General features: G+C 60.3%; 25 protein-coding genes. 13 read left to right on the forward strand and 12 right to left on the reverse strand.

The genetic code is table 11. From position 1 onward, the window contains the following. Window positions 1–26: 26 nt before the first annotated feature. Complete coding sequence (locus tag OZ428_RS09635) at window positions 27–356, forward strand: YXWGXW repeat-containing protein (RefSeq protein WP_033902551.1); 330 nt, start codon at window positions 27–29, stop codon at window positions 354–356. A gap of 7 nt (window positions 357–363) precedes the next feature. Here the strand turns inward: OZ428_RS09635 and OZ428_RS09640 are convergent, their stop codons facing one another. The 3 genes from OZ428_RS09640 to OZ428_RS09650 form a co-directional block, all read right to left on the reverse strand. Then, on the reverse strand, window positions 364–708 hold the full coding sequence (locus OZ428_RS09640) for a hypothetical protein (RefSeq protein WP_269134165.1): 345 nt from the start codon (window positions 706–708) through the stop codon (window positions 364–366). A gap of 102 nt (window positions 709–810) precedes the next feature. Continuing rightward, window positions 811–1,206 carry a PIN domain-containing protein gene (locus tag OZ428_RS09645; protein WP_269133217.1) on the reverse strand — a complete coding sequence of 132 codons (396 nt, stop codon included), beginning with the start codon at window positions 1,204–1,206 and terminating at the stop codon, window positions 811–813. Continuing rightward, window positions 1,203–1,460 carry an AbrB/MazE/SpoVT family DNA-binding domain-containing protein gene (locus tag OZ428_RS09650; protein WP_269133218.1) on the reverse strand — a complete coding sequence of 86 codons (258 nt, stop codon included), beginning with the start codon at window positions 1,458–1,460 and terminating at the stop codon, window positions 1,203–1,205. Before OZ428_RS09650 ends, OZ428_RS09645 begins: the two co-directional genes overlap by 4 nt. Before the next feature lie 155 nt (window positions 1,461–1,615). Between OZ428_RS09650 and OZ428_RS09655 the strand changes: the two genes are divergently transcribed. Then, window positions 1,616–2,008 carry a RidA family protein gene (locus tag OZ428_RS09655; protein WP_269133219.1) on the forward strand — a complete coding sequence of 131 codons (393 nt, stop codon included), beginning with the start codon at window positions 1,616–1,618 and terminating at the stop codon, window positions 2,006–2,008. Window position 2,009: 1 nt separating this feature from the next. On the opposite strand, the gene ppnN is transcribed toward OZ428_RS09655, so the two are convergent. Next, window positions 2,010–3,383: a nucleotide 5'-monophosphate nucleosidase PpnN gene (ppnN, locus tag OZ428_RS09660; RefSeq protein ID WP_025856956.1), complete on the reverse strand. Its 1,374-nt coding sequence runs from the start codon at window positions 3,381–3,383 to the stop codon at window positions 2,010–2,012. A 150-nt stretch (window positions 3,384–3,533) separates the two neighbouring features. Beyond that, window positions 3,534–4,358 carry an aspartyl/asparaginyl beta-hydroxylase domain-containing protein gene (locus OZ428_RS09665; protein ID WP_269133220.1) on the reverse strand — a complete coding sequence of 275 codons (825 nt, stop codon included), beginning with the start codon at window positions 4,356–4,358 and terminating at the stop codon, window positions 3,534–3,536. A gap of 308 nt (window positions 4,359–4,666) precedes the next feature. Between OZ428_RS09665 and fabV the strand changes: the two genes are divergently transcribed. Next, window positions 4,667–5,860, forward strand: coding sequence for an enoyl-ACP reductase FabV (gene fabV / locus OZ428_RS09670; protein WP_033902545.1), 1,194 nt, complete (start codon window positions 4,667–4,669; stop codon window positions 5,858–5,860). 62 nt (window positions 5,861–5,922) lie between these two features. Here the strand turns inward: fabV and OZ428_RS09675 are convergent, their stop codons facing one another. Further along, on the reverse strand, window positions 5,923–7,146 hold the full coding sequence (locus OZ428_RS09675; RefSeq protein WP_269133221.1) for an anthrax toxin-like adenylyl cyclase domain-containing protein: 1,224 nt from the start codon (window positions 7,144–7,146) through the stop codon (window positions 5,923–5,925). Between the two features lie 294 nt (window positions 7,147–7,440). On the opposite strand from OZ428_RS09675, the gene OZ428_RS09680 reads away from it, so the two are divergent. Beyond that, on the forward strand, window positions 7,441–8,064 hold the full coding sequence (locus OZ428_RS09680) for an HAD family hydrolase (RefSeq protein ID WP_269133222.1): 624 nt from the start codon (window positions 7,441–7,443) through the stop codon (window positions 8,062–8,064). Here OZ428_RS09680 and OZ428_RS09685 read toward each other — a convergent pair. Then, a complete protein-coding gene (locus OZ428_RS09685) occupies window positions 8,061–8,966 on the reverse strand; it encodes a LysR family transcriptional regulator (protein ID WP_033902542.1) in 906 nt (301 codons plus the stop codon). The two genes, OZ428_RS09680 and OZ428_RS09685, sit on opposite strands and share 4 nt — an antisense overlap. Before the next feature lie 102 nt (window positions 8,967–9,068). Between OZ428_RS09685 and OZ428_RS09690 the strand changes: the two genes are divergently transcribed. Continuing rightward, window positions 9,069–10,238, forward strand: a complete 1,170-nt coding sequence (locus OZ428_RS09690; RefSeq protein WP_269133223.1) for an aspartate aminotransferase family protein — start codon at window positions 9,069–9,071, stop codon at window positions 10,236–10,238. Here OZ428_RS09690 and punR read toward each other — a convergent pair. Then, window positions 10,219–11,142, reverse strand: coding sequence for a DNA-binding transcriptional activator PunR (gene punR / locus OZ428_RS09695; protein WP_269133224.1), 924 nt, complete (start codon window positions 11,140–11,142; stop codon window positions 10,219–10,221). The genes OZ428_RS09690 and punR overlap by 20 nt on opposite strands. Window positions 11,143–11,264: 122 nt before the next feature. Between punR and punC the strand changes: the two genes are divergently transcribed. Beyond that, a complete protein-coding gene (gene punC, locus OZ428_RS09700; RefSeq protein WP_269133225.1) occupies window positions 11,265–12,449 on the forward strand; it encodes a purine nucleoside transporter PunC in 1,185 nt (394 codons plus the stop codon). Here punC and OZ428_RS09705 read toward each other — a convergent pair. Beyond that, entirely contained in the window at window positions 12,446–13,279 is an 834-nt protein-coding gene (locus tag OZ428_RS09705; protein ID WP_177003500.1) for a nucleoside-binding protein, read from the reverse strand. The two genes, punC and OZ428_RS09705, sit on opposite strands and share 4 nt — an antisense overlap. Before the next feature lie 158 nt (window positions 13,280–13,437). Between OZ428_RS09705 and OZ428_RS09710 the strand changes: the two genes are divergently transcribed. Further along, window positions 13,438–14,940 (forward strand): nucleobase:cation symporter-2 family protein, encoded by a 1,503-nt coding sequence (locus OZ428_RS09710; RefSeq protein ID WP_269133226.1) that lies wholly within the window; start codon window positions 13,438–13,440, stop codon window positions 14,938–14,940. A gap of 41 nt (window positions 14,941–14,981) precedes the next feature. On the opposite strand, the gene OZ428_RS09715 is transcribed toward OZ428_RS09710, so the two are convergent. Together OZ428_RS09715 and OZ428_RS09720 are read right to left on the reverse strand one after the other, a co-directional pair. After that, a complete protein-coding gene (locus OZ428_RS09715; protein ID WP_269133227.1) occupies window positions 14,982–15,914 on the reverse strand; it encodes a proline iminopeptidase-family hydrolase in 933 nt (310 codons plus the stop codon). A 92-nt stretch (window positions 15,915–16,006) separates the two neighbouring features. Then, a complete protein-coding gene (locus tag OZ428_RS09720; RefSeq protein ID WP_038850381.1) occupies window positions 16,007–16,771 on the reverse strand; it encodes a LuxR family transcriptional regulator in 765 nt (254 codons plus the stop codon). A 183-nt stretch (window positions 16,772–16,954) separates the two neighbouring features. Between OZ428_RS09720 and OZ428_RS09725 the strand changes: the two genes are divergently transcribed. Genes OZ428_RS09725 through OZ428_RS09750 form a run of 6 tightly spaced genes read left to right on the forward strand, consistent with a single transcriptional unit; the run spans window position 16,955 to window position 23,115 of the window. Next, window positions 16,955–17,842, forward strand: coding sequence for a proline iminopeptidase-family hydrolase (locus OZ428_RS09725; protein ID WP_269133228.1), 888 nt, complete (start codon window positions 16,955–16,957; stop codon window positions 17,840–17,842). 3 nt (window positions 17,843–17,845) lie between these two features. Continuing rightward, window positions 17,846–18,793 (forward strand): ABC transporter permease, encoded by a 948-nt coding sequence (locus OZ428_RS09730; protein ID WP_269133229.1) that lies wholly within the window; start codon window positions 17,846–17,848, stop codon window positions 18,791–18,793. Then, on the forward strand, window positions 18,790–19,647 hold the full coding sequence (locus tag OZ428_RS09735; protein ID WP_269133230.1) for an ABC transporter permease: 858 nt from the start codon (window positions 18,790–18,792) through the stop codon (window positions 19,645–19,647). Before OZ428_RS09730 ends, OZ428_RS09735 begins: the two co-directional genes overlap by 4 nt. Next, the gene (locus OZ428_RS09740; protein WP_269133231.1) at window positions 19,644–20,600 is read left to right on the forward strand and encodes an ABC transporter ATP-binding protein; all 957 of its coding nucleotides are present in this window, start codon (window positions 19,644–19,646) and stop codon (window positions 20,598–20,600) included. Before OZ428_RS09735 ends, OZ428_RS09740 begins: the two co-directional genes overlap by 4 nt. Beyond that, window positions 20,597–21,568: an ABC transporter ATP-binding protein gene (locus tag OZ428_RS09745; protein ID WP_269133232.1), complete on the forward strand. Its 972-nt coding sequence runs from the start codon at window positions 20,597–20,599 to the stop codon at window positions 21,566–21,568. The genes OZ428_RS09740 and OZ428_RS09745 overlap by 4 nt, the downstream gene beginning before the upstream one ends. Before the next feature lie 32 nt (window positions 21,569–21,600). Then, the gene (locus OZ428_RS09750; RefSeq protein WP_269133233.1) at window positions 21,601–23,115 is read left to right on the forward strand and encodes an ABC transporter substrate-binding protein; all 1,515 of its coding nucleotides are present in this window, start codon (window positions 21,601–21,603) and stop codon (window positions 23,113–23,115) included. 201 nt (window positions 23,116–23,316) lie between these two features. Here the strand turns inward: OZ428_RS09750 and OZ428_RS09755 are convergent, their stop codons facing one another. Continuing rightward, window positions 23,317–24,057, reverse strand: a complete 741-nt coding sequence (locus tag OZ428_RS09755; protein WP_016975315.1) for a YciK family oxidoreductase — start codon at window positions 24,055–24,057, stop codon at window positions 23,317–23,319. Between the last annotated feature and the right edge of the window lie 138 nt (window positions 24,058–24,195).

Genomic DNA, 24,195 nt, shown 5'->3' on the forward strand with positions numbered 1-24,195 from the left:
TGGGCGTCAGCGCCCGAGGGTTTTGTATGTGGCTACGTTATGCGGCATTGACGGCCATGGTCGTCGCAGCATCCGGGTGTGTGCAAGAGCGCGTGGTGCATGAGCGCAGGCCGGTACAACGCGAGTATGTGGAAGTCATCGCGCCACAACCGCCGCCGGTGCAGGTGATCGAAGTCGAACCGCCGGTGCGCTATGGGTACATTTGGTCACGCGGTTATTGGCGTTGGGAAGGCGGGCGCTATGTCGCAGTACACGGCCACTGGGAACCGGTGCGCGAAGGTTATCGCTACGTGCATCCACATTGGGTCCAACGCAACGATGGCTACCATTGGCAAGGCGGTGGCTGGGTTCGCTGAGCCTTGGTCAGATCGGCTTGGTCGTGCCCAGAAGCCGAACCTCACGCAATAGCGCGGCGCCGAGTTGATCGGTGCCCAGCTCCTTGTAGCCGACGGCTTTGATTTCGCCATTCTCTTCTGCCTGGATGAGGATCACCGGGGTTTCCTTGCCGGTGGCTTCGTCAACGTGCAGGGCGTACTGCGGAATATCCAGCTTGATCGGCGTGCCTGCGGCCTGGCCTTTCACGTTGATCAGGAAGGCTGCACAGCCCGCGTCGACATCCAGGCTGGTGGCGGAGCGACCACTGACGAAGCAGGTTTTTGGCAGGTCGGGCCAGGTGATCGGTTCGGCGATCACCGTACTGGACGCCATCGCCAAGGTAGCGAGAAGAAGCGTGCGCACGTAGGTCTTTCTCTCGATAGAGGTTGAACGCGACTTTTACCAAAGCCTGGCGGGCGTCGCAACGGCAAAGGCCTAGATCAGTCGTTTCATCCCCGCGGCCTTCGCAGCGTTCAAATCAAAGGTGGCGGTGTATTCACAGCCTGCAGCATGAGCACAGCGTTCTATCAGGCAGTCCGCGAAATCGGCTGTGCTGGCGGTGAATCGTCGCAGTGCCTGCCAGATGATCTCGGCGTGCTCGATGGTCAGTTCCCGGGTGCGTAGCAGCGTTTCGAGCACGGTCACCACATCCCCTTTGGCAGACTGATAACAACTTTGCAGGACCCATACCAACTCCACCACGGACACCAGGCTGACAAAGCCCGGTGCAAAGGCGGTGAGCGACTCAATCAATTCAGATGCCTTGGCCGATTGGACGGGATCGTCCTGGGTGACATAGCGCACCAGTACATTGGTATCCAGCCCGATCATCCCGCTTTCGCCCCTTGTGCCGCGATGGCACGGTTCATCTCATCCAGCGAGATGGCCTTGGCGGGCTTTTGGATCAGGCCTTTGAGGTCGTGTACGGTTTTGCTGGCGGCAATCATGGAAAATTTGCCGTCTTCCATTTCGACAAATTCAACGCGATCGCCTGTCTCCAGGCCCAGGGCAGTTCTGACCTGGACGGGAATGGTGATTTGCCCTTTTGAAGTAAGCGTGGCGGTGGCCATAGTGAAGATCTCCATCGTGATGCTCCTTACCTTAGGGTAAGGAATTATGGAGGACAAGATCCGTTGGTCCATAGGTTGCTCTTCTGGTGTGAGTTGATCGGAACAGGTAAAAAGATAGCCCGAGTTATGCCTCGGGCACGTCCGAAAACACCCGCAAAGAGATACAACATATGACCGATCGCCAGCTCATTATCCCTGCTGCCATGCGCCCCATTGTCGAACGTGCTGGTTACGTGCCCGCCGTCAAGGTCGGCAAGAGGTTGTACTGCGCAGGACAGGTCGGACGCACGGCGGCATTGGCGGTGATTGACGATCCAGAGGCGCAATTCATCGCCGCCTGGGAGAACCTGAGGCAGGTGCTGGAGGAGGGTGGCTGTACGTTCGAGGACGTGGTGGACATGACCACCTATCACGTCAACATGAGCCAGCACATGGCGGTTTTCCGTGACGTGAAAAACCGCCTGTTCCCACGCGGGCATTGCGCCTGGACCACCATCGGAGTGTCCGAGTTGGCACACCCCGGTCTGCTGGTGGAAATCAAATGCGTGGCAGTGCAGCGCTAGCTTACTGAACCACGCGATAGCACGGCACATACGCCGCGCCGCCCGGCAGCTTCATGCGGTGCTGGGCGACAAACGCCTGTAGCAGCTCGTCCAGCGGTTTCATGATGGCCGGGTCACCGTGGATCTCGTAGGGGCCGTTCTGCTCGATCAGGCGGATGCCCTTGTCCTTCACGTTACCCGCTACGATCCCCGAGAACGCACGGCGCAGGTTGGCGGCGAGTTCGTGGGGTGGCAGCGCGTGGCTCAGTTGCAGGCTGGCCATGTTCTCGTGGGTCGGGTCGAACGGGCGCTGGAAGCCTTCGTCGATCTTCAGCAGCCAGTTGAAGTGGAACGCGTCGTTGCGCTCGCGACGGAACTGCTTCACGGCCTTGAGGCCGGCGGTCATCTGGCGCGCCACTTCGGCGGGGTCGTCGATGATGATCTGATAGTGCGCCTGCGCCGCTTCGCCCAGAGTGGCACCGACAAACGCGTGCAACTGTTGCAGGTACGGCGCTGCATGCTTCGGCCCAGTGAGGATGACCGGGAACGGCAGGTCGCGGTTGTCCGGGTGCATCAGGATACCCAGCAGGTACAGGAACTCCTCGGCCGTGCCGGCGCCGCCTGGGAAGATGATGATGCCGTGGCCCACACGCACAAAGGCTTCCAGGCGTTTTTCGATATCCGGCAAAATCACCAGTTCGTTGACGATCGGGTTCGGCGCTTCGGCGGCAATGATGCCGGGCTCGGTCAGGCCCAGGTAGCGCCCGCCGGTAATGCGTTGCTTGGCGTGGGAAATGGTCGCGCCTTTCATCGGACCTTTCATCACGCCGGGGCCGCAGCCTGTGCACACGTCGAGGCTGCGCAGGCCCAGTTCATGGCCGACCTTCTTGGTGTATTTGTATTCTTCGGTGTTGATCGAGTGCCCACCCCAGCACACCACGATCTTCGGCTCGACACCGGGGCGCAGCGTACGGGCGTTGCGCAGCAGGTGGAACACATAGTCGGTGATGCCCTGGGAATTGCTCAGGTCGATGCGCTGGCTGTCCAGCTCGTTCTCGGTGTAGACGATGTCGCGCAGGGCGCTGAACAGCATTTCACGGGTGCTGGCGATCATTTCACCGTCGACGAAGGCATCGGCCGGGGCATTCAGCAGTTCCAGGCGCACGCCACGGTCTTGCTGGTGGATGCGCACTTCGAAGTCTTTGTAGGCGTCAAGGATGGTCTTGGCGTTGTCGATGTGTGCACCGGTGTTGAGGATCGCCAGGGCGCACTGGCGGAACAGGGTGTAGATGCTGCCGGTGCCGGCTTCGCTCAGTTGCTGGACTTCACGTTGGGACAGGGTTTCGAGGCTGCCCTTGGGGCTGACGGAGGCATTGATGACTTGACGTTGGGGCATTCTGATTCCTTGAAAGCGCAGCCACCGCACCTGCAAGGGGCCGCGATGGCTTGAGAATGATGGGCGCCGAATTCGGTCGCACGAGACGGATATTTACCTCAGGCGCAAGGCCGAGCGCAAACACCGTCCAGCACCATCATGCCGCAGAACTCACTGAATCAGCTTCCAGTTTTTGTAGAAAACCCGACGCAGGGTAAAGGCCATCCCGGCAAACCCAGCGATCACAGCGTTAAGAACCATCGGCACCGGTGTTGGCCGCACGATGTCGATAAACAGGCAGTAACGCTTGGCATCATTTTTGTTGAAAGACGCGTGCATCAGGGTGTCATCGAAGATAAACAGCGGGTCGTCGTGCCAGTAATGCTTGTGCTTGCCGACCTGAATGTAGACGCCTTCGTGATGGGGCGCCGGCGCCATGTTGTAGAGCACGCGGAACATCATGCGCAGGGGGCCGAAGTGGAAGGAGGTGGAGCGGTTTTCATTGAATACCGACACGCCGATGGTCTTCACGAACGGTAGTTTTTTGCGCAGTTCCGGGATGTCGAGGGTGGTCTCGATGGGTTGGCCATACCACTGGAAAAACAACATGCCGCGCTTCTTCTCGGCCATGCGCTCGTCGAGATAGCCAATGATTTGGTCCTTGTGCGCCATGGCATCGTCGATGACCTGTTGCAGGTCTTCACGCCAGGCCGGTGGCAGGTCCGCCATCGCGTAGACGTGGCGGTTAGGCGAGCTGAACAGGTCGAACAGGGTGTTGAACGGCGCCAGCAGCCAAGTGTTGCGGCCACTGCCGATAAAATATTTCTTGAAAGTGTCACGGTCATACAGGCCGTTGCGCAGGAAATCATAGACCCCGCAGACCACCACCAGGCCGAGAAACACCACCGTTGTCAGGGGGATGAGGCAAATGATCAACAGGACGCCGAGTACCCAGGCGACCGACACGGCTTTTTTGCGTAAGGCAGACTTGCTCATGAAACTCAGCTCCAGCTGGACGCCATTCGACAGGTCCGGATCCGTGGCTGCGAGTGGGAAGGGGTGAAACATATTGAAACAACTACGTCATGATAAGGCGTTCGGCGCTGGAGAGGCGTTTTAAATATTGCAAAATTGTGAAGGCGCTACACAGTTTTTAACCGGATCAGCGTTGAGTGGATTGGATTTTGTAAACAGAAGATTTGCGACTATCGTGACGCTTCGGTTTTTTGGACGTCATAGACCGGTACGATTGAAGTTGAATGGCCACCATTGGCCTTCGGCACCTTGGAAGAGGCAGAAATTTTATGATCATCAAACCGCGGGTTCGTGGCTTTATCTGTGTGACCGCTCACCCTGTTGGCTGTGAAGCGAACGTCAAAGAGCAGATCGACTACGTGACTCAACACGGCGTCATCGAAGGCGGCCCGAAAAAGGTGCTGGTCCTCGGCGCTTCCACCGGCTACGGCCTGGCCGCGCGCATCAGTGCTGCCTTTGGCTGCGGCGCCGACACCCTGGGCGTGTTTTTTGAGAAAGAAGGCGAAGAAGGCAAGCTGAGCTCCGCCGGCTGGTACAACAGCGCTGCGTTCGAGAAGTTTGCCGTCGAGAAAGGCCTGTACGCCAAGAGCATCAACGGCGACGCGTTCTCCGACGAGATCAAGCGCCTGACCATCGAAACCATCAAGAAAGACCTGGGCAAGATCGACCTGGTGGTCTACAGCCTGGCCGCGCCACGCCGTACCGACCCGCAAGGCGTGGTGCACAACTCCACCCTCAAGCCGATCGGCAAGGCTGTGACCCTGCGCGGTATCAATACCGACAAGGGCGTTGTGGTCGACACCACGCTTGAGCCTGCGACCCAGGAAGAGATCGACGGCACCGTCAAGGTGATGGGCGGCGAAGACTGGCAGCTGTGGATCGACGCCCTGCGTGACGCCGACGTTTTGGCCGAAGGCGCGAAAACCACCGCCTTCACCTATCTTGGCGAGAAGCTGACCCAGGACATCTACTGGAACGGCTCCATCGGCGAAGCCAAGAAAGACCTCGACAAGAAAGTCCTGACCTTGCGCGACAACCTCGCGGCACTCAAGGGCGACGCCCGTGTGTCGGTGCTAAAGGCTGTGGTCACCCAGGCCAGCTCGGCTATCCCGATCATGCCGCTGTACCTGTCGCTGCTGTTCAAAGTGATGAAAGAGCAGGGCACCCACGAAGGTTGCATCGAGCAGGTCTACGGTCTGTTCAAGGACAGCCTGTACGGCAGCCAGCCAAAACTCGACGCCGATGGCCGCTTGCGTGCTGACCTGGCCGAGCTGGAGCCGAAGGTCCAGGACGCCGTGGCGGCACTGTGGAATCAGGTCACCGACGACAACGTCAACGAGATCAGTGATTTTGCCGGCTACAAGGCTGAATTCCTGCGTTTGTTCGGCTTTGAAATCGACGGTGTGGATTACGAGGCTGACGTGAATCCGACCGTGAAGATCAACGGTCTCATCTCGGCTTAAGTGATGGAATAGACAGCAGTCTCGATTATGAGGCTGCTGTTTTGTGCTTCCCCAACGCGCGTTCAGCCTTGGTTGAACACTCGAAGGGCCTTGCTAAAACCAGTACGCTTGATACTCACCACCTCTTTCTCCCACAGCGGATTCAGGGGCACGTGATAGCCGCTGTCTTTGGCTGTCTTGACCAATTCCGCCATTTCTTTGCTGTCGTGGATCATGCAGATTTCATCGAACCGCCCCAGCTTGGTCGGTAGGAAGAACGTTGCCGGGTAGTTGGCGGCGACATCTGTTGCCGGGCTGCCGGAGTCCGCGTTGTGGTGGACCACCTTCTCGCCATTACCGACCAACCGATGATTAATCAAATCAATCATTTGCTTTATTCGCGGTGAGGCGTTGCCCAGATGTTTGTCTTCCTTTTCATAGAAGTGAAGGGGGCTTTCATAGTCTGCCCTCAACGCCATCGGTACTTGGTAAGCCTTGGGGTCTGAATGATGCTGTCTGTAGCTATCAACCCTTTGCGTCAAAACGCTGTGCGCGACATCGGGCACCGGCAGCTTGTCTTCAGCGCCGTAGTCGCTGAGGTGGGGCGCCACCATGTGCAGGTCATAGTCGGCCGTCAACGGTTTGCCTCCCGCGCGTTCCGCCAGCACTTCAATAGGCTTGCCCTTATGGCTGATCAGATAGTCATCTGCTGAGGGTGAAGTGCGTTTGCCTTCAAATGCATACACCTGCTGGCTAGGCCCCTTGGAGCTGAAACTCAGTATGCCGTCCTTCTCTGTGGGCGCCAGTTCAACGATGTGGCCGAGTCTCATCAATTCACCGAGGCGATTTTGTGAGATCTCCAGAGGGATGGCGACTGCATCGTTCTTGCGGATGCAGTCCGCGACTTGCTCATTGGCGCGGTTCAGTTTCTCGGGGGCTTCGTGCTTGAATTTCTCAAGCTTGCTGAAGGCTTGATCCGTGCAGATCAGGCCGGCCTGCGGTCCCCAGTTGGCACTTTTTCCCTTGATATGAAAGTTCTTGGTGGGGTGGCCGGCTTCTATCAACCCGGTGGCGACGGTTTCGACTGGACGCACGCCGATGATGGAGTTGGTCTGCGCCGCGATTTCCTGCAAAGGGACAAGGTGGCTCGGGACTATTCCCGTTTGTTTCCTGGTGCGCTCGAATGCGATCCTTACCGAGTCGTTTGCCTCTGGTGCAGTGGCCGTCGGCTGACGCGGTGGAGAGCCTTGCAAAGCATTCAAGCCAAGCTGACGCGATATCTGGGCTGAACTCAGTACGCCTATCATGGTGCATCTCCAAATCATGTTTTATTGGCATGTTGGATGATCCCTTCCAGATCCCAGTATTCCTTCGATTGCACGGGAGACATTAAAGAAGCCATTCTTCGGCGGGGAGGAAAAAGTATGACGGCTTGTATGAAACGCAATGGGAGGCGGGTCGTTCCGGTGCGCAAACGTGATGCGGCCTAGGTGTTTGTTGCGTTTGAACGGTGAAATTATCAGAGCGATCCTACGCGTGTTGACTCGCGGCTGGGTGCGATCAGCATGGGAAACTGTCGTGCAAATGAATGGGAGGAGCGTATGACAATTCGTGCAGTGGTTTTTGACTTCGGCGGTGTCCTGTTCGACTGGAGCCCGCAGCACCTGTACCGCAAGCTGATTGCCGATGATCACGAGCGGCAATGGTTTCTCGAGAATATCTGCACCCAGGCCTGGAACACCGAGCAGGACGCCGGTCGCTCCTTGGCCGAAGGTACCCGCATCCTGATCGAGCAGCACCCAGATCATGAGCGACTGATCCAGGCCTATTACGACCGTTGGCACGAAATGCTGCGTGGCCCATTAACGGAAGGCGTGGCGATCCTCAAGGCGCTGCACCAGGCCGATATGCCGTTGTTCGGGCTCACCAACTGGTCGGCGGAAACCTTTCCTTATGCGCGGGCCAACTACCCTTTCCTGCAGTGCTTTCGCGATATCGTGGTGTCTGGCGAGCTGAAACTGATCAAGCCTGATGCGGCAATCTACGACGCCAGTCTCAGTCAGGTACGCGGCCACCTGCCGGACATCCAGCCCTCTGAAGTTGTATTTATCGATGATGTTGCCGGCAATATCGAGGCGGCCATCGCCCTCGGCTGGCAGGGGATCCACCACGTGTCGGCCGAAGGTACCGCCGCGCAATTGCGAGCGTTGGGCGTGAGCTTCTAGCGCGCCCACTTTTCCATGGCGAAATCCACGAAGGCGCGCAGTTTGGGCAGGCGATAACGGTCCTGGCCGTAGAGCAGGTGCATGGGGCGGCTGGGGAGTCGATAGGCAGTGAGCAAGGCCACCAGCTTGCCGCTTTCCAGGTCCGGTTGTACGAGGGCGTCGGCCAGCATGATGATGCCCATGCCGTTGACGGCCGCCTGGCGTAAGCCTTGCGAGCTGTTGATGGTCAATGAGCCGGACACCGGGACCTCCACCTCGCCGCCCTCGCCGGTCATTCGCCACAGTTTGTCGGCGTCGCGCCAGTTGTCACTTGCCGGGTAGGCAAACGCCAGGCAGTCGTGGTGCTGCAGCTCATCGGGCGTTTGCGGCGTGCCCCGTCGTGCCAGGTATTCAGGTGACGCGCAGAGTGTGAGGGTGTAGTCCTGCATTGGCCGGGCGATCAGGCTGGAGGTTTCCAGTTCACCAAGACGGATCGCCACGTCGAAGCCGCTGTCGACCAAGTCCATCCGCTCATTGCTCAGCACCACGTACAGGTTGATCAGTGGGTAGCGCCGGGAAAATTCGCTCAAGGCCGGTGTCAGGCGTTCGGTGCCGAACACGGGGGGCGCAGTGATGCGCAGATTGCCTTTGGGGATATCGCTGTGGGCTTGCTCGGCGAGCTGTTCGGAGTCGGCCACCAACCCCAGCACTTCCAGACAGCGCTGGTAATACTGCCCGCCGAATTCCGTGAGGCTTTGTTTGCGCGTGGTGCGTTTGAGCAGGCTCACGCCCAGGCGCTGCTCCAAGGCACGCAGATGGTTGCCGACCATGGTGGTGGACATCCCACAGGCCTGGGCTGCGGCCGTCATGCTGCCGGTCTCGACCACTTTCACGTACACCGACATTGCCTGGAACAGATCCATTATCAAGCCTTGATTTAAAGTCATTGCAGGAATGTGCAGTTTATCCAGCTCAGGTGGCTAACGATACTGCAGCCATCACTACGATGCACTGGAGCCCGCACCATGACCGCCGCCTGCCTGATGACCACTTATCAACCCTTGGCCCTGAGCTTCACGCGCGGCCTGGGCACGCGACTCTGGGACCAGCAGGGCCGCGAATACCTGGACGCGGTCGCCGGCGTGGCGGTGACCAATGTCGGCCATTCGCACCCCCGGCTGGTGACGGCGATCAGCGAGCAGGCTGGGCTCTTGCTGCACACCTCCAACCTCTACAGCATCGACTGGCAACAACGGCTGGCCCAGCGCCTCTCTCAGTTGTCAGGCCTGGACCGCGCTTTCTTCAACAATTCCGGTGCTGAAGCCAATGAGACAGCGCTCAAGCTGGCGCGCCTGCATGGCTGGAAAAAGGGCATCGAAGAGCCGTTGGTGGTGGTGATGGAGAACGCCTTTCATGGCCGTACCCTCGGCACCATGGCCGCGAGCGATGGCCCCTCGGTGCGGCTGGGCTTCCAGCGGTTGCCGGGGGATTTTCTCAAGGTGCGCTTTGGTGATCTGGCGGCATTGGAAGCGATCACAAAGGCATTTGGCCCGCGCATTGCAGCGGTGCTGCTGGAGCCGATCCAGGGGGAAAGTGGCGTACTGCCTGCACCACCGGGTTACCTGCGAGCCCTGCGCGACCACTGCACAGGCCATGGCTGGCTGATGATGCTGGACGAAATCCAGACCGGCATCGGCCGCACCGGTGCATGGTTTGCCTTCCAGCATGAAGGCATCGTCCCGGACGTGATGACCCTGGCCAAAGGCCTGGGCAATGGTGTGCCGATCGGCGCGTGTCTGGCTCGGTCCGCCGTGGCCCAACTGTTCACGCCGGGCAGTCACGGCAGCACCTTTGGTGGCAACCCGCTGGCGTGTCGTGTGGGGTGTACCGTGCTGGACATCATCGAGGAGCAAGGTTTGCTACAGAACGCTGCGCAACAGGGCGAGCGCCTACTGGCGCGGTTGCGCGTGGAGTTGAGTGAACATCCGCAGGTCCTGGCGATTCGTGGCCAGGGGCTGATGATCGGCATCGAGCTGGCCAGCCCCTACCGTGACCTGGCTCAACGCGCCGCTCAGGAACACGGGCTGCTGATCAACGTCACGCGGGGCAAAATCATTCGCTTGCTGCCGCCGCTGACCTTGGATGCAAAAGAGGTCGAGATGATCGTGCGGGCCATTACTCGGTTGCTGGCGTAGGGCCGTTGAGCCACTCCTGGTTCAGGGTCTCGGTATCGCCCAGGTAGTCCAACAGCCAGGCCATGGCCGGGGACAGCTTGTTCTGCGCCCAGGCCACACACGACGGGCTGGCCGGAAACGGCCGGCTCAGTCGCAACGCCACCAGCTCACCACGCTCGATCCACGGCAACACCTGATGCGCTGGCGCCATGCCAACGCACAGGCCGTCGCGCAGGCAGTCGATGGCAGAAGCCCAATTCGGCACCACCAGGCGTCGCTGGTTATCCAATGTCCACGTGTCGCGCTTGGGCAGGTTGCGCGAGGTGTCGGTCATGCACAGCGAGGCAAAGGGGCGCAGTTGATCGTCGCTCAACAACCCTTCGACGCTCGCCAACGGGTGTCGCGCGCTGACCACGCACAGCCAGTTCAACAAGCCCATATCGCGGAAAGTGAAGTGACTGGCCACCGGCACGGCGCTGGTCGCGCCGATCACGATGTCGGTGCGTTCATCGGCCAGGGCATCCCACACGCCGTTGTACACCTCGTACTCCAGCAACAGCTCGACCTCGGGAAATTGTCGATAGAAATCCAGCACCAACTGCCGACAGCGCTGAGGTTTGACGATGGAATCCACGGCCACCTTCAACTGGCCGCTCCAGCCGTTGGCCACCTGCTGACACAGGCGTCGTGTGCCGAGCATTTTTTTCATCACGCCACGGGCTTCGTCGATAAACAGGCGGCCAGCGGGCGTCAGTTCCACATCCCGGTGGCGCCGCACAAACAGTGGCACTGCCAACCATTCTTCCAACTGGCGCACGGTATAGCTGACGGCCGACGGCACGCGATGCAGTTCCTGAGCGGCGGCGCTGAAACTGCCATGGCGCGCCACGGCATCGACCACATCCAGGGAATATTCTGACCACATGGCGGCTGCCTTCAAATTTATTGATAAGAGTGTCCAATTATTATCGCTTCACACAGAAACTGTCAGCTTCATAATGGGCGCCAGTCAGCAAATAGTTTGATGGCAGGATTAACAAGGCTTCAATGAAAAATTCTTTCGGTTTCACTTGGTATCTGGCCGGGCTGAGCATGCTCGGTTACCTCGCCATGGACATGTACTTGCCGGCATTCGGCGCCATGGGCGAACAGTTGCAGATAGGCGCCGGCGCGGTGGGTGCCAGCTTGAGTATTTTCCTCGCCGGCTTTGCGGTGGGGCAGTTGTTGTGGGGGCCATTGTCCGACCGCCTGGGGCGCAAGCCCGTCCTGCTCGCCGGCCTGAGCCTGTTTGTACTGGGCTGCGCGGGGATGTTCTGGGTCGAGACCGCCCCGCAGTTGCTGGCGCTGCGTTTTGTCCAGGCGATTGGCGTGTGTTCCGCTGCCGTCAGTTGGCAGGCACTGGTGATCGATCGCTACCCGGCCGACAAGGCTCATCGTGTGTTCGCCAGCATCATGCCGCTGATGTCGTTGTCGCCAGCGTTGGCGCCGTTGCTGGGCGCGATGGTGCTGAATCACTTGGGTTGGCAGGCGATCTTTGGCGTATTGCTGGGCGTCTCATTGCTGTTGCTGCTACCGACATTGTTTCTGCGCACCACGGCGAAACGTCCGGCAGAGGCGAGTGAGCGTTCGCACCTCGGTTATGGGCAGTTACTGACGTCTCGCGTGTTTACCGGCAACGTCATGATCTTCGCCGCCTGCTCGGCCAGTTTCTTCGCCTGGCTGACCGCTTCGCCCTTCATCCTGGGCGACATGGGCTACAGCCCCAATGACATTGGCCTGAGCTACGTATTGCCGACATTGGCCTTCCTGGTCGGTGGCTACAGTTGCCGCAGCGCCTTGCAGCACTTCCAGGGCAAGACGCTGTTGCCTTGGTTGCTGCTGGCGTATTGCATCAGCATGCTGGCGTTGTACCTGGTTGCCACGCTGACGGTGCCGACCCTCACCACCTTGCTGATTCCGTTCTGCCTGATGGCGCTGGTCAACGGTGCCAGTTACCCCATCGTCGTGGCGAATGCGCTGATGCCATTTGCGGAAAATTCCGGCAAGGCGGCGGCATTGCAAAACACCCTGCAACTGGGCCTGTGCTTCCTCAGCAGCCTGCTGGTGTCGTCGATGATCGAGCAACCGCTGCTGATTACCGTGATCGTGATGCTGGCGACCGCGCCACTGGCGGTGTTGGGTTACTGGCTGGCGCGGCCGAAAGCCGGTGATTCGGAACTGGCGACCGCCTAGAACGTCACTTCCAGGTTCACCGTCGGCGTCGACGTGCGGCTACCCCGGCCGCCATCCACGCCGAATTTGTTATGCCAATACTCGTAACCCACCCCCAGGTAGAGGTTTGGCTTGACGCTTTTGCCCGGTCGCACCGCCACCATCAGCGCGGTGCGCATCAGGGCCTCGGGCGCGGTATCGCGCCCGTGGTAGTCCTCGCCTTTTTCCCCGACGTAATTGATGAAACCCTGGAATTTCGCCGCATGGTTGGCGATTTCGAAGGGGCGCATCCACGTCAGGTTGAGCATGTAGGTGTCATCGAACGTGTGGTTCGACTCCTTCGCGCCGGGGATGCCGGTGTGATTCCTTTCCTTGTAGTACATCAGGCTCAGGTCGAGAACGCCGACGGTGTTGAACTTCAGCGTTGGGCCGATCACCAGTGCGCGTTTCTTGGCTGAGGCGAAGTTGTTGTTACGGTTGGCGTCAAAACCCAGGGTCAGCGCGTAATCCTTGACCAGGCCGGTGCCCAACGGCACATCGAACACCCGCGACGCATACAGTTGGTGGCGGTACACCGCGTACACCTCACTCCCGCCATGATCAGTACCCTTGCGCGGGTCACGGCTGTCGGACAGGAACACATCGAGGTTGAGGAAATTGCTGCCGTACTGGTAGCCGCTGGCGTGGGTGAAACTGTAGATGCGCTTGCTGAATTCGTCGGGGTTATTCGGATTGGTGAACTGCTGGCCGTAGCGGAATCCTACGCTGTTGTTCATCCATTCCACTGCGACGGCCTCCCCGCCGCCGAGCAGGGTGAGTGCGACGGTTGCGCCCTGTAGTGCCTTTTTCATTGTTCTGGGTCCTTTGGCGTTCTGGCTCATCACGGCCGGATTGTTTTTGTAACGCCGATGGAGGGTAACTTGTTCGATTGATTGTATACAACTCTATGGACATCCAGTCCAAACATTGCATACAGTGGCCGCACAACAAAAACAGAGAACCCCTCACCATGACTATCCCGAAGGCGTCACCGCAGCGGCCAGAAGATGAGAATCTCGGCGTCGCCGCCAACATGGCTTACGGCCTGCAACATGTGCTCACGATGTATGGCGGCATTGTTGCGGTCCCCTTGATTGTCGGCCAGGCGGCCGGGTTGTCCCCGGCGGATATCGGCCTGTTGATCGCCGCGTCGCTGTTTGCCGGTGGCTTGGCCACGCTGTTGCAGACCTTGGGTCTGCCGTTTTTTGGCTGTCAGTTGCCGCTGGTGCAGGGCGTGTCGTTTGCCGGTGTGGCAACCATGGTGGCGATTGTCGGCAGTGATGGCGCTGGCGGGGTGCCGGCGATTCTCGGGGCGGTCATGGCCGCGTCGTTGATCGGGTTATTGATAACCCCGGTGTTTTCACGGATCACCAAGTTCTTCCCGCCGCTGGTGACGGGCATCGTGATCACCACCATCGGCCTGACCCTGATGCCTGTTGCGGCGCGCTGGGCCATGGGCGGCAACAGTCGCGCGGCGGATTTTGGCAGCATGTCCAACATCGGCCTGGCGGCGCTGACCCTGGTGCTGGTGTTGCTGCTGAGCAAGATCGGCAGCGCGACCATCTCGCGTCTGTCGATTTTGCTGGCCATGGTCATCGGCACGGTGATTGCGGTGTTCCTCGGCATGGCCGACTTCTCCGGCGTGACCCAGGGTCCGATGTTCGGTTTCCCCGCACCATTCCATTTCGGCATGCCAACCTTCCATGTCGCCGCGATCATTTCCATGTGCATCGTGGTGATGGTGACCCTGGTCGAAACCTCGGCGGACATCCTGGCCGTAGGTGAGATCATCGACACCAAGGTCGATTCGAAACGCCTGGGCAACGGTCTGCGCGCCGATATGCTGTCGAGCATGTTTGCGCCGATCTTCGGCTCATTCACCCAAAGCGCCTTCGCCCAGAACGTCGGCCTGGTGGCGGTGACCGGCGTCAAGAGCCGCTTTGTGGTAGCCACGGGCGGGCTGTTCCTGGTAATTCTCGGCTTGTTGCCCTTCATGGGCAGGGTGATCGCGGCGGTGCCGACTTCCGTGTTGGGCGGGGCCGGGATTGTGCTGTTCGGCACCGTGGCGGCCAGTGGCATCCGCACGCTGTCGAAGGTGGATTACCGCAACAACATGAACCTGATCATCGTGGCCACTTCCATCGGTTTTGGCATGATCCCGATTGCGGCACCGAGCTTCTATGATCACTTCCCGACCTGGTTCGCGACCATTTTTCACTCGGGCATCAGTTCGTCGGCGATCATGGCGATCCTGTTGAACCTCGCATTCAACCACTTCACCGCTGGTAACTCAGACCAGCAGTCGGTGTTTGTGGCGGGGACCGAGCGTAGCCTGTGCTTCCGTGATGTGTCGGAACTGCGCGATGGGGATTACTTCAAAGGCGGCAAGTTGTTTGATGCCGAGGGGCGGGAGATTCCGCTGGTGCCGGATGCCCCGAAAAGGGCAACCAAAGCTGAGGCTACCGAGGTCTGAAGTAAGTAAGGGGGGGCTGACCTGCCAGCCCCCATACTGATTCAGCCAGCCTTGAGTACGTTGTACTTCGCTGAACACACCTCATCCAAAAACTTCACCACAGTCCCCATGCACGCCTGGCGTTCTTCCACATGGGGCATGTGGCTGGAGTCTTCAAACAGCGCCCATCGCACATCGGCGATTTCATCCAGGAACGGCTTGACCACCAGCGGCGTGGCCTCGTCGTGTCGGCCGGAGATCACCAGCGTCGGCACATTGATCGCCGACAGACGGCCCGCAGACTTCCAGTCTTTCAAGCTGCCGATCACATGGAACTCGGTCGGGCCGCTCATGGCGTGGTACACCGTCGGGTCTGCGTCGACCGCAGCGAATGTGCGTGCCACTTCCTCTGGCCACGGGATGACTCGGCACACGTGCTGGTCATAAAACACCCGCGAGGCGGCGAGGTATTCCGGGTCCTGGTAGGTGCCAGCGGCTTCGTGCTTGAGCAGGGTTTCATGCACACCTTCCGGCAACAATTTGCGCAGTCGGTTGGCTTCGCTGACCCAGGTGCGCATGCAGGTGGGCGAGTTGGCCGGGATGAACGCGCGCAGGCCCTTGGGCTGCAGGATCGCGTGTTCACTGCCGAGCATGCCGCCCCAGGATTGGCCGAGGATCGCGTAGTTGTCGCTGATCTGCAGGTGGTCCAGCAGGTTGTTGAGTTCTGCGAGGAACAGGCCCACGGTCCAAAAGGACGGGTCTTTGTCGGGCAGATGAGTGGAGCGGCCGTTGCCCAACTGATCGTAGTGGATCACGGCATGGCCGCTGGCGGCGACGTCCTTGAAGGCGTCGACATAATCGTGGGTGCATCCGGGGCCGCCGTGGATAACCACCAGGGGAGTGCGGCCGCTCGACAAGTCACCGGTGACGCGGTACCAGGTTTGGTAGGCGCCAAACGCCGCATACCCTTCGCGGATTTTTTCGATGAATTCCATTTCGTACCCTGCTCTGAAAAAAGGATCAGGGACACGATAATGCGTGGGCGAAATTTAAGTAACTAGCAAAACAGCTAGGTTTTGCCCACCGGTCAGTCTTCGAGCAGGCGGTAATGGGTGGCGCGCACCACCGCCTGCACGCGGTTCTTGGCCCCCAGCTTATGCATCGCCGAGGCCAGGTGCAGGGTAACCACCGCCAGCGAGCGGCTCAATTGCGTGGCGATTTCGGCGGCTGTCAGCCCGTCGGCGGCCCATTTGAGGCACTCGCGTTCGCGTTTGGTCAGGTGAATATGCGGATAAGTGCGCAGCTCCTTGCTGAACAGCGGGTAGGCCGCTTCCTGCAAGGCATGGGAAATCAGGCTGAAATCCGACAAGGTCTGCTGCGCATCCTTCAACACGGTGCGGGCGTTGCCGGTGCGCAGGCCAGTCAGCGAGGCGAAGCCGCCACGGGGCAGGTGGATCGGCACGCTGACGCCGCAGGTCAATTGCTGGTCGTGCAAGTAGGACGAAACCGGCGCATGGCAGGGATCGATGATCTTTTGCAGTGGGGTATCGGCCTTGACGTCGTAGGACCACACGAACGGTGACACCGTGCTCAGGGCCAGGTGTTGCACCGGGTCGATCTGGTAGAACCCTTCGCTGCACCATAAGGCATGCCAGTCGGGCGGGGTATTGCGCAGAGCGAGCACCGAGGGCGTGATCAATGCGCCGTCCTGGTCCATCGGCACCGGGGTGTAGTCATACACCAATGCATCGAAGCCCAGTTGTTGGGCGAGGATGAAGGTATTGTCCATCTGCTCGTCCAGGCTCCTGCCCGGCATCAGACGGTGATTTAACGCAGTCAGCTTGGCCAGCATCCGTTCGGCTCCCGAATTCATTTGAATCTCGACTTGCGGCAAGTAGAATGCCACGCCCCGGCGAAGGACTGCCAGGCCAAACCTATAAGAAATACTAGGTTATGGACGCACGGCATCCTCGGTAGTGTTGGCCTGATAAACGGCCGCTACCTGCCAGGCCGATACAACACAAGGAATGTATGCATGTGGCGTGAAATTGCCCCCGACCAGCAGTACAACGTGCAAGTCGACGGCCATAACCTCGTGGTCTACAGCTTTGGCGAAGGCGATGAGGTGCTGTTGTGCCTCAACGGCGGGCCAGGCCTGCCGTGTGACTACTTGCGCGACGCCCATGGCTGGCTCAAAGAGCATAACCTGCGAGTGGTTGCATTCGACCAGCTTGGCACGGGCGCATCAGCCAGACCTACCGACGTTTCGCTGTGGGAAATCCGCCGTTATGTCGAAGAAGTCGAAACCGTGCGTCAGGCCCTGGATCTGGGCCGCGTGCACCTGCTCGGGCATTCCTGGGGCGGCTGGCTCGGTATCGAATACGCGATCCATTACCCCGACGCGCTGAAAAGCCTGATCCTGGAAAACACCGTGGGCGACATTCCGCACCTGTCCCAGGAGTTGGAGCGCCTGCGCGGCGCCCTCGGCAGCGAAACCGTGGCGATGATGCAGCGCCACGAAGCCATGGGCACCCTGGACCACCCGCAATACCAGGCGGCGATCACCTTGCTCAACTATCGCCACGTGTGCCGCCTGGACGAGTGGCCCGCGCCGGTCAAACGCTCCCTCGACGACTGGAACATGGGCCCTTACGAAACCATGCAAGGTCCCAACGAATTCCTCTACATCGGCAACCTCAAGGACTGGAACCGCATCCCCGAGATGGCCGAGTTCAAGATGCCGATCCTGATCACCACCGGCCAGCATGACGAACTCACCCCGGCCTGCGCCATGCGCATGAAAATGGCGGCCCGGCACGCCGAACTGCACGTTTTCCCCAACAGCAGCCATATGCCGTTTTATGAAGAACCCCAGGCGTACTTCCCGGTGCTGCTGAACTTCCTCGCTCGTCACCGAGGCTGACGGATGAACCTGGCGCGCTACCGTTTTGTGCTGTCCCGGCCGCTGCAATTGCTGCCGGTGCTGTTTGGCATCAGCCTGATCACCTTTGTATTGGTGCGCTCGATTCCCGGCGACCCGGCGCGTGCGCTGCTGGGCTCGCGCAGCACACCGGACGCCTTGCTGAAGATCCGTGCCCAGTACGGCCTCGACCAGCCGCTGTGGCTGCAATACTTCTACTTTCTGAAGAACCTGCTCAAGGGCGACCTCGGCCAATCGCTGCTGTACAAGGTCGACGCCCTCAAACTGATCGTCACGCGCATTGAACCCACGCTGGTGCTGGTGCTTGGCAGCGTGCTGCTGGCGCTGTTGATCGCGGTGCCGTTGGCGACCTTGGCTGCGCGCAACAAGGGCGGCTGGGCGGATAACCTGATTCGTGTCTTCACCACGGTCGGCCTGGGCATGCCGGCGTTCTGGCTGGGTTTGATGCTGATCCTGTTGCTGAGTGTGCAGTGGGGTTTGTTTCCAGTGTCGGGCTACGGGCGAACCTGGCTGGACAAGGCGCATCACATGGTGCTGCCGTGCTTGACGATTGCTTTGGCACTGTCGGCAGTGCTGGTGCGCAACCTGCGGGCGAGCATGCTGATGGAATTGCAGGCCGACCACGTGACCGCCGCCCGGGCACGTGGATTGTCGGAAGCCGCAGTGTTTCGTCGCCATGTGTTGCCCAACTCCCTGGTGCCGGCGGTCAACCTGCTGGCGGTGAACATCGGCTGGCTGATCAGCGGCACGGTGGTGATCGAAAGCCTGTTCGCCATCCCTGGCATCGGCCAACTGTTGGTGCGCGGGATTTTTACCCGCGATTACATGGTGGTGCAGGGCGTGGCCATGGTGCTGGCCTGCGCGACGGTGATCGTCAACTTCATCGCTGACGTAGCGACGGTGGCCCTTGACCCACGGGTGAAGATGCAATGAGCAGTCGCCCGTTGATTGCTCCTTGGCGCTTGCGCCTGCGCTTCGGCTTTCGCAATGGCCGGCTGACGGCGGCGTGGGGCCCGCTGATTCTGCTGGCGTGGCTGGTGCTTGCGCTGTTTGCGCCGTGGATCGCGCCCTACGACCCGATTGCGCAGAACACAGATTTCAGTTTGCTCGGACCCAGCCTGGCTCATCCGTTTGGTACGGATAACTATGGTCGGGACATTCTTTCGAGGGTGATCTGGGGGGCACGTATTGACCTGCAACTGGCCATCGTCGGGGTGATTTTCCCGTTCATGATCGGCACCTTCGTCGGCGCGGTCTCCGGTTACATCGGCGGGCGTTTTGACAGTGTCTGCATGCGTGTGATCGATGTGATCCTGGCATTCCCGTTCCTGGTGCTGATGCTGGCGATCATGGCCATCCTCGGTCCGGGCTTGAAGAGTTTCTATATCGCCATGGCGCTGGTGGGCTGGGTGTCCTACGCCCGACTGATCCGCTCACAGATCCTGGTGCTCAAGGAAAGCGACTTTGCCCTGGCCGCCAAGAGCCTGGGCTTTGGCCATGGGCGGATTCTGTTCCGGCACCTGTTGCCCAATGCGATGTTCGGCTCCATCGTGTTTTCCATGTCGGACGCGGTGTTGGTGTTGCTCAATGGCGCCGCCGTGAGTTACCTGGGCCTGGGCGTGCAACCGCCGACCGCCGAATGGGGCACGATGGTGGCCGAAGGGCAGGCCTTCATCACCACTGCCTGGTGGATCTGCACCTTTCCGGGGCTGGCCATCGTGACCTTGGCCATGGGCTTCAGCCTGCTTGCTGATGGCGTGGCGCAAGTGCTGGGAGATCGCTCATGAGCCTGTTGCAAGTGCGCGACCTCAGTGTGATCGCCAATAACGCCGGGCGGGATGTGACCCTGGTTGATCGCGTGTCCTTCGATCTGGCCGAGGGCGAGATCCTCGGCCTGGTCGGGGAAAGCGGCTCGGGCAAGACCATGGCCTGTCGCGGCCTGATGCGTTTATTGCCTTCCCCCAATCTGCGGGTGCAAGGCGGTGCAGTAAGGCTGGCCGGCCAGGATCTATTGTCACTGGATGACGCCGGCATGCGTGCCGTGCGCGGCGGTCAGTTGGGCATGATTTTCCAGAACCCCAGCAGCCACCTCGACCCGTTGATGCGCATCGGTGAGCAGATTGCCGAGGGTATTCGCTTGCACCAAGGCGCCTCGAAAAAAGATGCGCGGCTGCAAGCCATCGACGTGCTGCGCCAAGTGGGCATCCCTGATCCCCAGGCGCGGGTCGACAACTACCCCCACGAGTTTTCCGGCGGCATGCGCCAGCGCGCGATGATCGCCGTGGCCCTGGGCTGCAACCCGAAAGTGCTGATCGCCGACGAACCCACTACCGCCCTGGATGTGACGGTGCAGGCGCAAATCCTGCGGCTGTTGCTGGAACTGCGTGACCGGCGCGGTCTGTCGATCATCATGATTACCCACGATCTGGGCGTGGTCGCGCAAACCTGCGACGCCATCGCCGTGATGTACGCCGGGCGCCTGTGTGAGCACGGCAGCAAATATGATTTGCTGGCGCATCCGCAGCATCCTTACACCGCAGGCTTGATTGATTGCCAACCTGCCCACAGCAGCGGACACGCCTTGCTGCGCACAATTGCTGGACAGCCGCCGTTGCTGGACGCATTGCCCGCCGGCTGCCGATTCAACCCGCGCTGCCCGCAGGTCGGCACCTTGTGCACCGAGGTGCTGCCGGAAGGCGCGCGAGTCGCCTGTCATTACCCCTTGGGAGTGCACCCATGAGCCTGCTGCAGATCAAGGACCTTGAGGTGAAGTTTGCCGCGTCCGGCACCGGTTTGTTTGGCTTGAACAAACAGTGGGTGAGGGCGGTGAACGGGGTGTCGCTAGAGCTGGCGGCGGGTGAAACCCTGGGGTTGGTCGGTGAGTCCGGCAGCGGCAAAAGCACCCTGGGTCGCGCCATCCTGCACCTCAATCCGATCAGCGCCGGGCAGGTGTTGTTTGATGGCATCGACATGGCCCACGGTAGTGCCATCGACATCACTCGTCTGCGCCATGAAACCGCAATGATCTTCCAGGACCCGTATGCCGCGCTGAATCCGCGCCACACCATCGGCGAGACGATTGCCGAAGTGTTGCGGGTGCAGCGCAAGGTCGCGCCGGAGCAGGTTCCGGCGCGTGTGAATGAATTGCTTGACTTGGTCGGCCTGCGCCCCGAACTGGCCAGCCGCAAACCCGGCTCCCTCAGCGGCGGGCAATGCCAGCGCGTCGGCATTGCCCGGGCACTGGCGGTGGAGCCACGGCTGATCATTGCTGATGAGTGTGTGGCGGCGCTGGATGTGTCGATTCAGGGCCAGATCATCAACCTGTTGCTGGAGCTGCAACAGCGCATGAACCTGGCGATCCTGTTCATCGCCCATGACCTGGCCATCGTGCGTCGCCTGTGCGACCGCGTGGCGGTGATGTACTTGGGCAAAATCGTCGAGGAGGGCCCAGTGGAGGCGGTCTTTACCGCCCCACGTCACCCGTACACGGCAGCGTTGATCCAGGCGATTCCCGAGATCGATCCCCATCGGCCATTGCCCACCGAACCCTTGCCGGGTGAACCACCGAGCCCGCTGAATTTGCCTACAGGCTGCGCCTTCCACCCGCGTTGCCGGCATGCCCGAGCCTTGTGTTCCGTGGTGTTGCCGCCGACGCATTTCCTGCACGAGCATCGGTACAGTTGCGTGCTTGAAGAACCTTTGCTTTGACCCCCTGCCATTCATTAACAAGGAGTTGTGATATGCAATCGCGCCACTTGAAGTTGCTCGCCGCCGCTACATTGACCGCATGGTCCCTCACTGCCGGGCTGGCCCACGCCGCCGGCGTGCTGACCATCGGCTGCCGTGAAGACAGCACCACGTTCGACCCGATCAAAAGCGCGCAAAACCGCGACACTTGGGTATTCGCCAACGTCTACGACACCCTGGTACGCGTCGACAACCTGGGCACCAAGATGGAACCGGGCCTGGCCGAAAGCTGGGACATTTCCAAGGATGGCCTGACCTACACCTTCAAACTGCGTGATGCGAAGTTCTCCGACGGCTCGGCGATCACCGCTGAGGACGCCGCGTTCAGCCTGTTGCGCATCCGCGACAACAAGGCTTCGCTGTGGGCCGATCCGTTCAACTTGATCAACACGGCCAAGGCGCCTGATCCGAAAACCCTGGTGGTCACCCTGAAGACCCCGGCGGTAGCCTTTCTCTCGCAATTGGCGTCGCCGACGGTGTCGATCCTGTCGGAAAAAGCCATGACCAAAATGGGTGAAGACGCCTACTCGGAAAACCCGGTGACCTCCGGCGCGTTTACCGTGGACGAGTGGCGCAAGGGGGATCGGGTGATCCTCAAGAAGAACCCGAACTTCTGGCAGGCCAAGAACGTGAGCCTGGATGGCGTGGAGTGGGTCTCCGTGACCGACGACAACACGCGCATGCGCATGGTGCAGAACAACGAGCTGGACACGGCGATCTTCGTACCCTTCTCGCGGGTCGAAGAGCTGAAGAAAGACAAGAACGTGGTGATCCACGCCGACCCGTCCACCCGTGAAGATCACCTGCTGATCAACCACGACCACGGCCTGCTGGCCAAGCCGGAGGTGCGTCAGGCGCTGGACATGGCCATCGACAAACAATCGCTGGTGAAGACCGCCACTTACGGTCAAGGCACCGTGGCTTATTCCTACATTCCAAAGGGCTCGCTCTACCACTACGCCAACAACCTGCAACGCCCGTACGACCCGACCGCCGCCAAGAAGCTGCTGGAGCAGGCCGGTGCCAAGGACTTGAAGCTCAACTACGTGGTCAACGCCGGCAACGAAGCCGACGAGCAGATTGCGGTGATCATCAAGGACCAACTGGCCAAGGTCGGTGTGACGGCCAACCTGCAAAAGGTCGACCCGACCCAGAGCTGGCAGATGCTGGTGGACGGTGAGTACGACATTTCGGTGATGTACTGGACCAATGACATCCTCGACCCGGACCAGAAGACCACCTTCGTGCTGGGCCACGACACCAACCAGAATTACATGACCCGCTACAAGAACGACAAGGTCAAGGCGCTGGTGGCACAGGCGCGCATCGAGGCGGACCCGGCCAAGCGCGAGCAGATGTATGTCGAGTTGCAGAAACTGGCGAAACAGGACGTGAACTGGATCGACTTGTACTACAGCCCGTACATCAACATCTCACGCAAGAACGTGAGCAACTTCCTGCAAAACCCACTGGGGCGTTTCACCCTTGAGGAAGTGGTGAAAAACTAACCCTGCGCACCTGATGTGGGACGAGACCTGTGGTGAGCGGGCTTGCCCCGCGCTGGGTTGCGAAGCGACCCCAAAACCTGCCACCGCGATCTCTCTGTTAGATCGCGTTGGCTTCACGGGGGGGCGCTTCGCAGCCCAGCGCGGGGCAAGCCCGCTCACCACAAAAGCCCGCTTCCACGCCGGCTACGGGGTGTTCAGGGCCTACTGCGCGTCAAACGCCTGGCCATTGATGCCGGCACTGTCCGGCCCCATCAGGTACAGATACACCGGCATGATCTCTTCAGGAGCAGGCCGCTCCATCGGGTTTTCCCCCGGATACGCCTGGGCGCGCATGCTGGTGCGCGTGCCACCGGGGTTGATGCTGTTGGAGCGTACCGCGGCTACATCCTCAAGCTCATCGGCCAGGGTTTGCATCAAGCCTTCAGTCGCAAACTTCGACACGCCATAGGCGCCCCAGTAAGCCCGACCCTTGCGTCCAACGCTGCTGGAGGTGAACACCACCGACGCATCCTGGGACAGCTTGAGCAGCGGCAACAAAGTGCTGGTCAGCATGAACATCGCGTTGACGTTCACGTGCATCACCCGCATGAAATTCTCACCGGACAACTGCTCGATCGGCGTACGCGGGCCGATGATCGAGGCGTTGTGCAGCAGGCCGTCGAGGTGGCCGAACTCCTTTTCGATCATCGCGGCCAGCTCATCGTATTGATGGGGCAGGGCGGTCTCCAGGTTGAACGGGATCACCACCGGTTGCGGCTGGCCCGCGGCTTCGATTTCGTCATACACCTGGGCCAGGTTGGCTTCGGTCTTGCCCAGCAACAGCACGGTGGCGCCGTGGGCGGCGTAGGTTTTTGCCGCCGCCGCGCCAATCCCGCGACCGGCGCCGGTCACCAGGATCACCCGGCCTTTGAGCAGTTCTGGACGTGCAGAGTAATCAAACATAAACAACCTCGACAGAATTCACAGAAAATCCATGTGATTGATCGCAGCCAGGGCTTTTGTGGCGAGGGAGCTTGCTCCCGCTGGGGCGCGAAGCGGCCCCAAAAGATAGGCCTGCTGCGCAGGCCAACGGGAGCAAGC

Origin of the sequence: Pseudomonas sp. GXZC (assembly GCF_026967615.1) — a bacterium.
GTDB lineage: Bacteria > Pseudomonadota > Gammaproteobacteria > Pseudomonadales > Pseudomonadaceae > Aquipseudomonas > Aquipseudomonas azotoformans_A.

What these genes read in the sequence shown, in the direction of transcription:
- OZ428_RS09635 (WP_033902551.1), top strand. Translation starts at nt 27, where the DNA reads ATGTGGCTACGTTATGCGGCATTGACGGCCATGGTCGTCGCAGCATCC.
- OZ428_RS09640 (WP_269134165.1), bottom strand. Translation starts at nt 708, where the DNA reads ATGGCGTCCAGTACGGTGATCGCCGAACCGATCACCTGGCCCGACCTG.
- OZ428_RS09645 (WP_269133217.1), bottom strand. Translation starts at nt 1,206, where the DNA reads ATGATCGGGCTGGATACCAATGTACTGGTGCGCTATGTCACCCAGGAC.
- OZ428_RS09650 (WP_269133218.1), bottom strand. Translation starts at nt 1,460, where the DNA reads ATGGAGATCTTCACTATGGCCACCGCCACGCTTACTTCAAAAGGGCAA.
- OZ428_RS09655 (WP_269133219.1), top strand. Translation starts at nt 1,616, where the DNA reads ATGACCGATCGCCAGCTCATTATCCCTGCTGCCATGCGCCCCATTGTC.
- ppnN (WP_025856956.1), bottom strand. Translation starts at nt 3,383, where the DNA reads ATGCCCCAACGTCAAGTCATCAATGCCTCCGTCAGCCCCAAGGGCAGC.
- OZ428_RS09665 (WP_269133220.1), bottom strand. Translation starts at nt 4,358, where the DNA reads ATGAGCAAGTCTGCCTTACGCAAAAAAGCCGTGTCGGTCGCCTGGGTA.
- fabV (WP_033902545.1), top strand. Translation starts at nt 4,667, where the DNA reads ATGATCATCAAACCGCGGGTTCGTGGCTTTATCTGTGTGACCGCTCAC.
- OZ428_RS09675 (WP_269133221.1), bottom strand. Translation starts at nt 7,146, where the DNA reads ATGATAGGCGTACTGAGTTCAGCCCAGATATCGCGTCAGCTTGGCTTG.
- OZ428_RS09680 (WP_269133222.1), top strand. Translation starts at nt 7,441, where the DNA reads ATGACAATTCGTGCAGTGGTTTTTGACTTCGGCGGTGTCCTGTTCGAC.
- OZ428_RS09685 (WP_033902542.1), bottom strand. Translation starts at nt 8,966, where the DNA reads ATGGATCTGTTCCAGGCAATGTCGGTGTACGTGAAAGTGGTCGAGACC.
- OZ428_RS09690 (WP_269133223.1), top strand. Translation starts at nt 9,069, where the DNA reads ATGACCGCCGCCTGCCTGATGACCACTTATCAACCCTTGGCCCTGAGC.
- punR (WP_269133224.1), bottom strand. Translation starts at nt 11,142, where the DNA reads ATGTGGTCAGAATATTCCCTGGATGTGGTCGATGCCGTGGCGCGCCAT.
- punC (WP_269133225.1), top strand. Translation starts at nt 11,265, where the DNA reads ATGAAAAATTCTTTCGGTTTCACTTGGTATCTGGCCGGGCTGAGCATG.
- OZ428_RS09705 (WP_177003500.1), bottom strand. Translation starts at nt 13,279, where the DNA reads ATGAAAAAGGCACTACAGGGCGCAACCGTCGCACTCACCCTGCTCGGC.
- OZ428_RS09710 (WP_269133226.1), top strand. Translation starts at nt 13,438, where the DNA reads ATGACTATCCCGAAGGCGTCACCGCAGCGGCCAGAAGATGAGAATCTC.
- OZ428_RS09715 (WP_269133227.1), bottom strand. Translation starts at nt 15,914, where the DNA reads ATGGAATTCATCGAAAAAATCCGCGAAGGGTATGCGGCGTTTGGCGCC.
- OZ428_RS09720 (WP_038850381.1), bottom strand. Translation starts at nt 16,771, where the DNA reads ATGCTGGCCAAGCTGACTGCGTTAAATCACCGTCTGATGCCGGGCAGG.
- OZ428_RS09725 (WP_269133228.1), top strand. Translation starts at nt 16,955, where the DNA reads ATGTGGCGTGAAATTGCCCCCGACCAGCAGTACAACGTGCAAGTCGAC.
- OZ428_RS09730 (WP_269133229.1), top strand. Translation starts at nt 17,846, where the DNA reads ATGAACCTGGCGCGCTACCGTTTTGTGCTGTCCCGGCCGCTGCAATTG.
- OZ428_RS09735 (WP_269133230.1), top strand. Translation starts at nt 18,790, where the DNA reads ATGAGCAGTCGCCCGTTGATTGCTCCTTGGCGCTTGCGCCTGCGCTTC.
- OZ428_RS09740 (WP_269133231.1), top strand. Translation starts at nt 19,644, where the DNA reads ATGAGCCTGTTGCAAGTGCGCGACCTCAGTGTGATCGCCAATAACGCC.
- OZ428_RS09745 (WP_269133232.1), top strand. Translation starts at nt 20,597, where the DNA reads ATGAGCCTGCTGCAGATCAAGGACCTTGAGGTGAAGTTTGCCGCGTCC.
- OZ428_RS09750 (WP_269133233.1), top strand. Translation starts at nt 21,601, where the DNA reads ATGCAATCGCGCCACTTGAAGTTGCTCGCCGCCGCTACATTGACCGCA.
- OZ428_RS09755 (WP_016975315.1), bottom strand. Translation starts at nt 24,057, where the DNA reads ATGTTTGATTACTCTGCACGTCCAGAACTGCTCAAAGGCCGGGTGATC.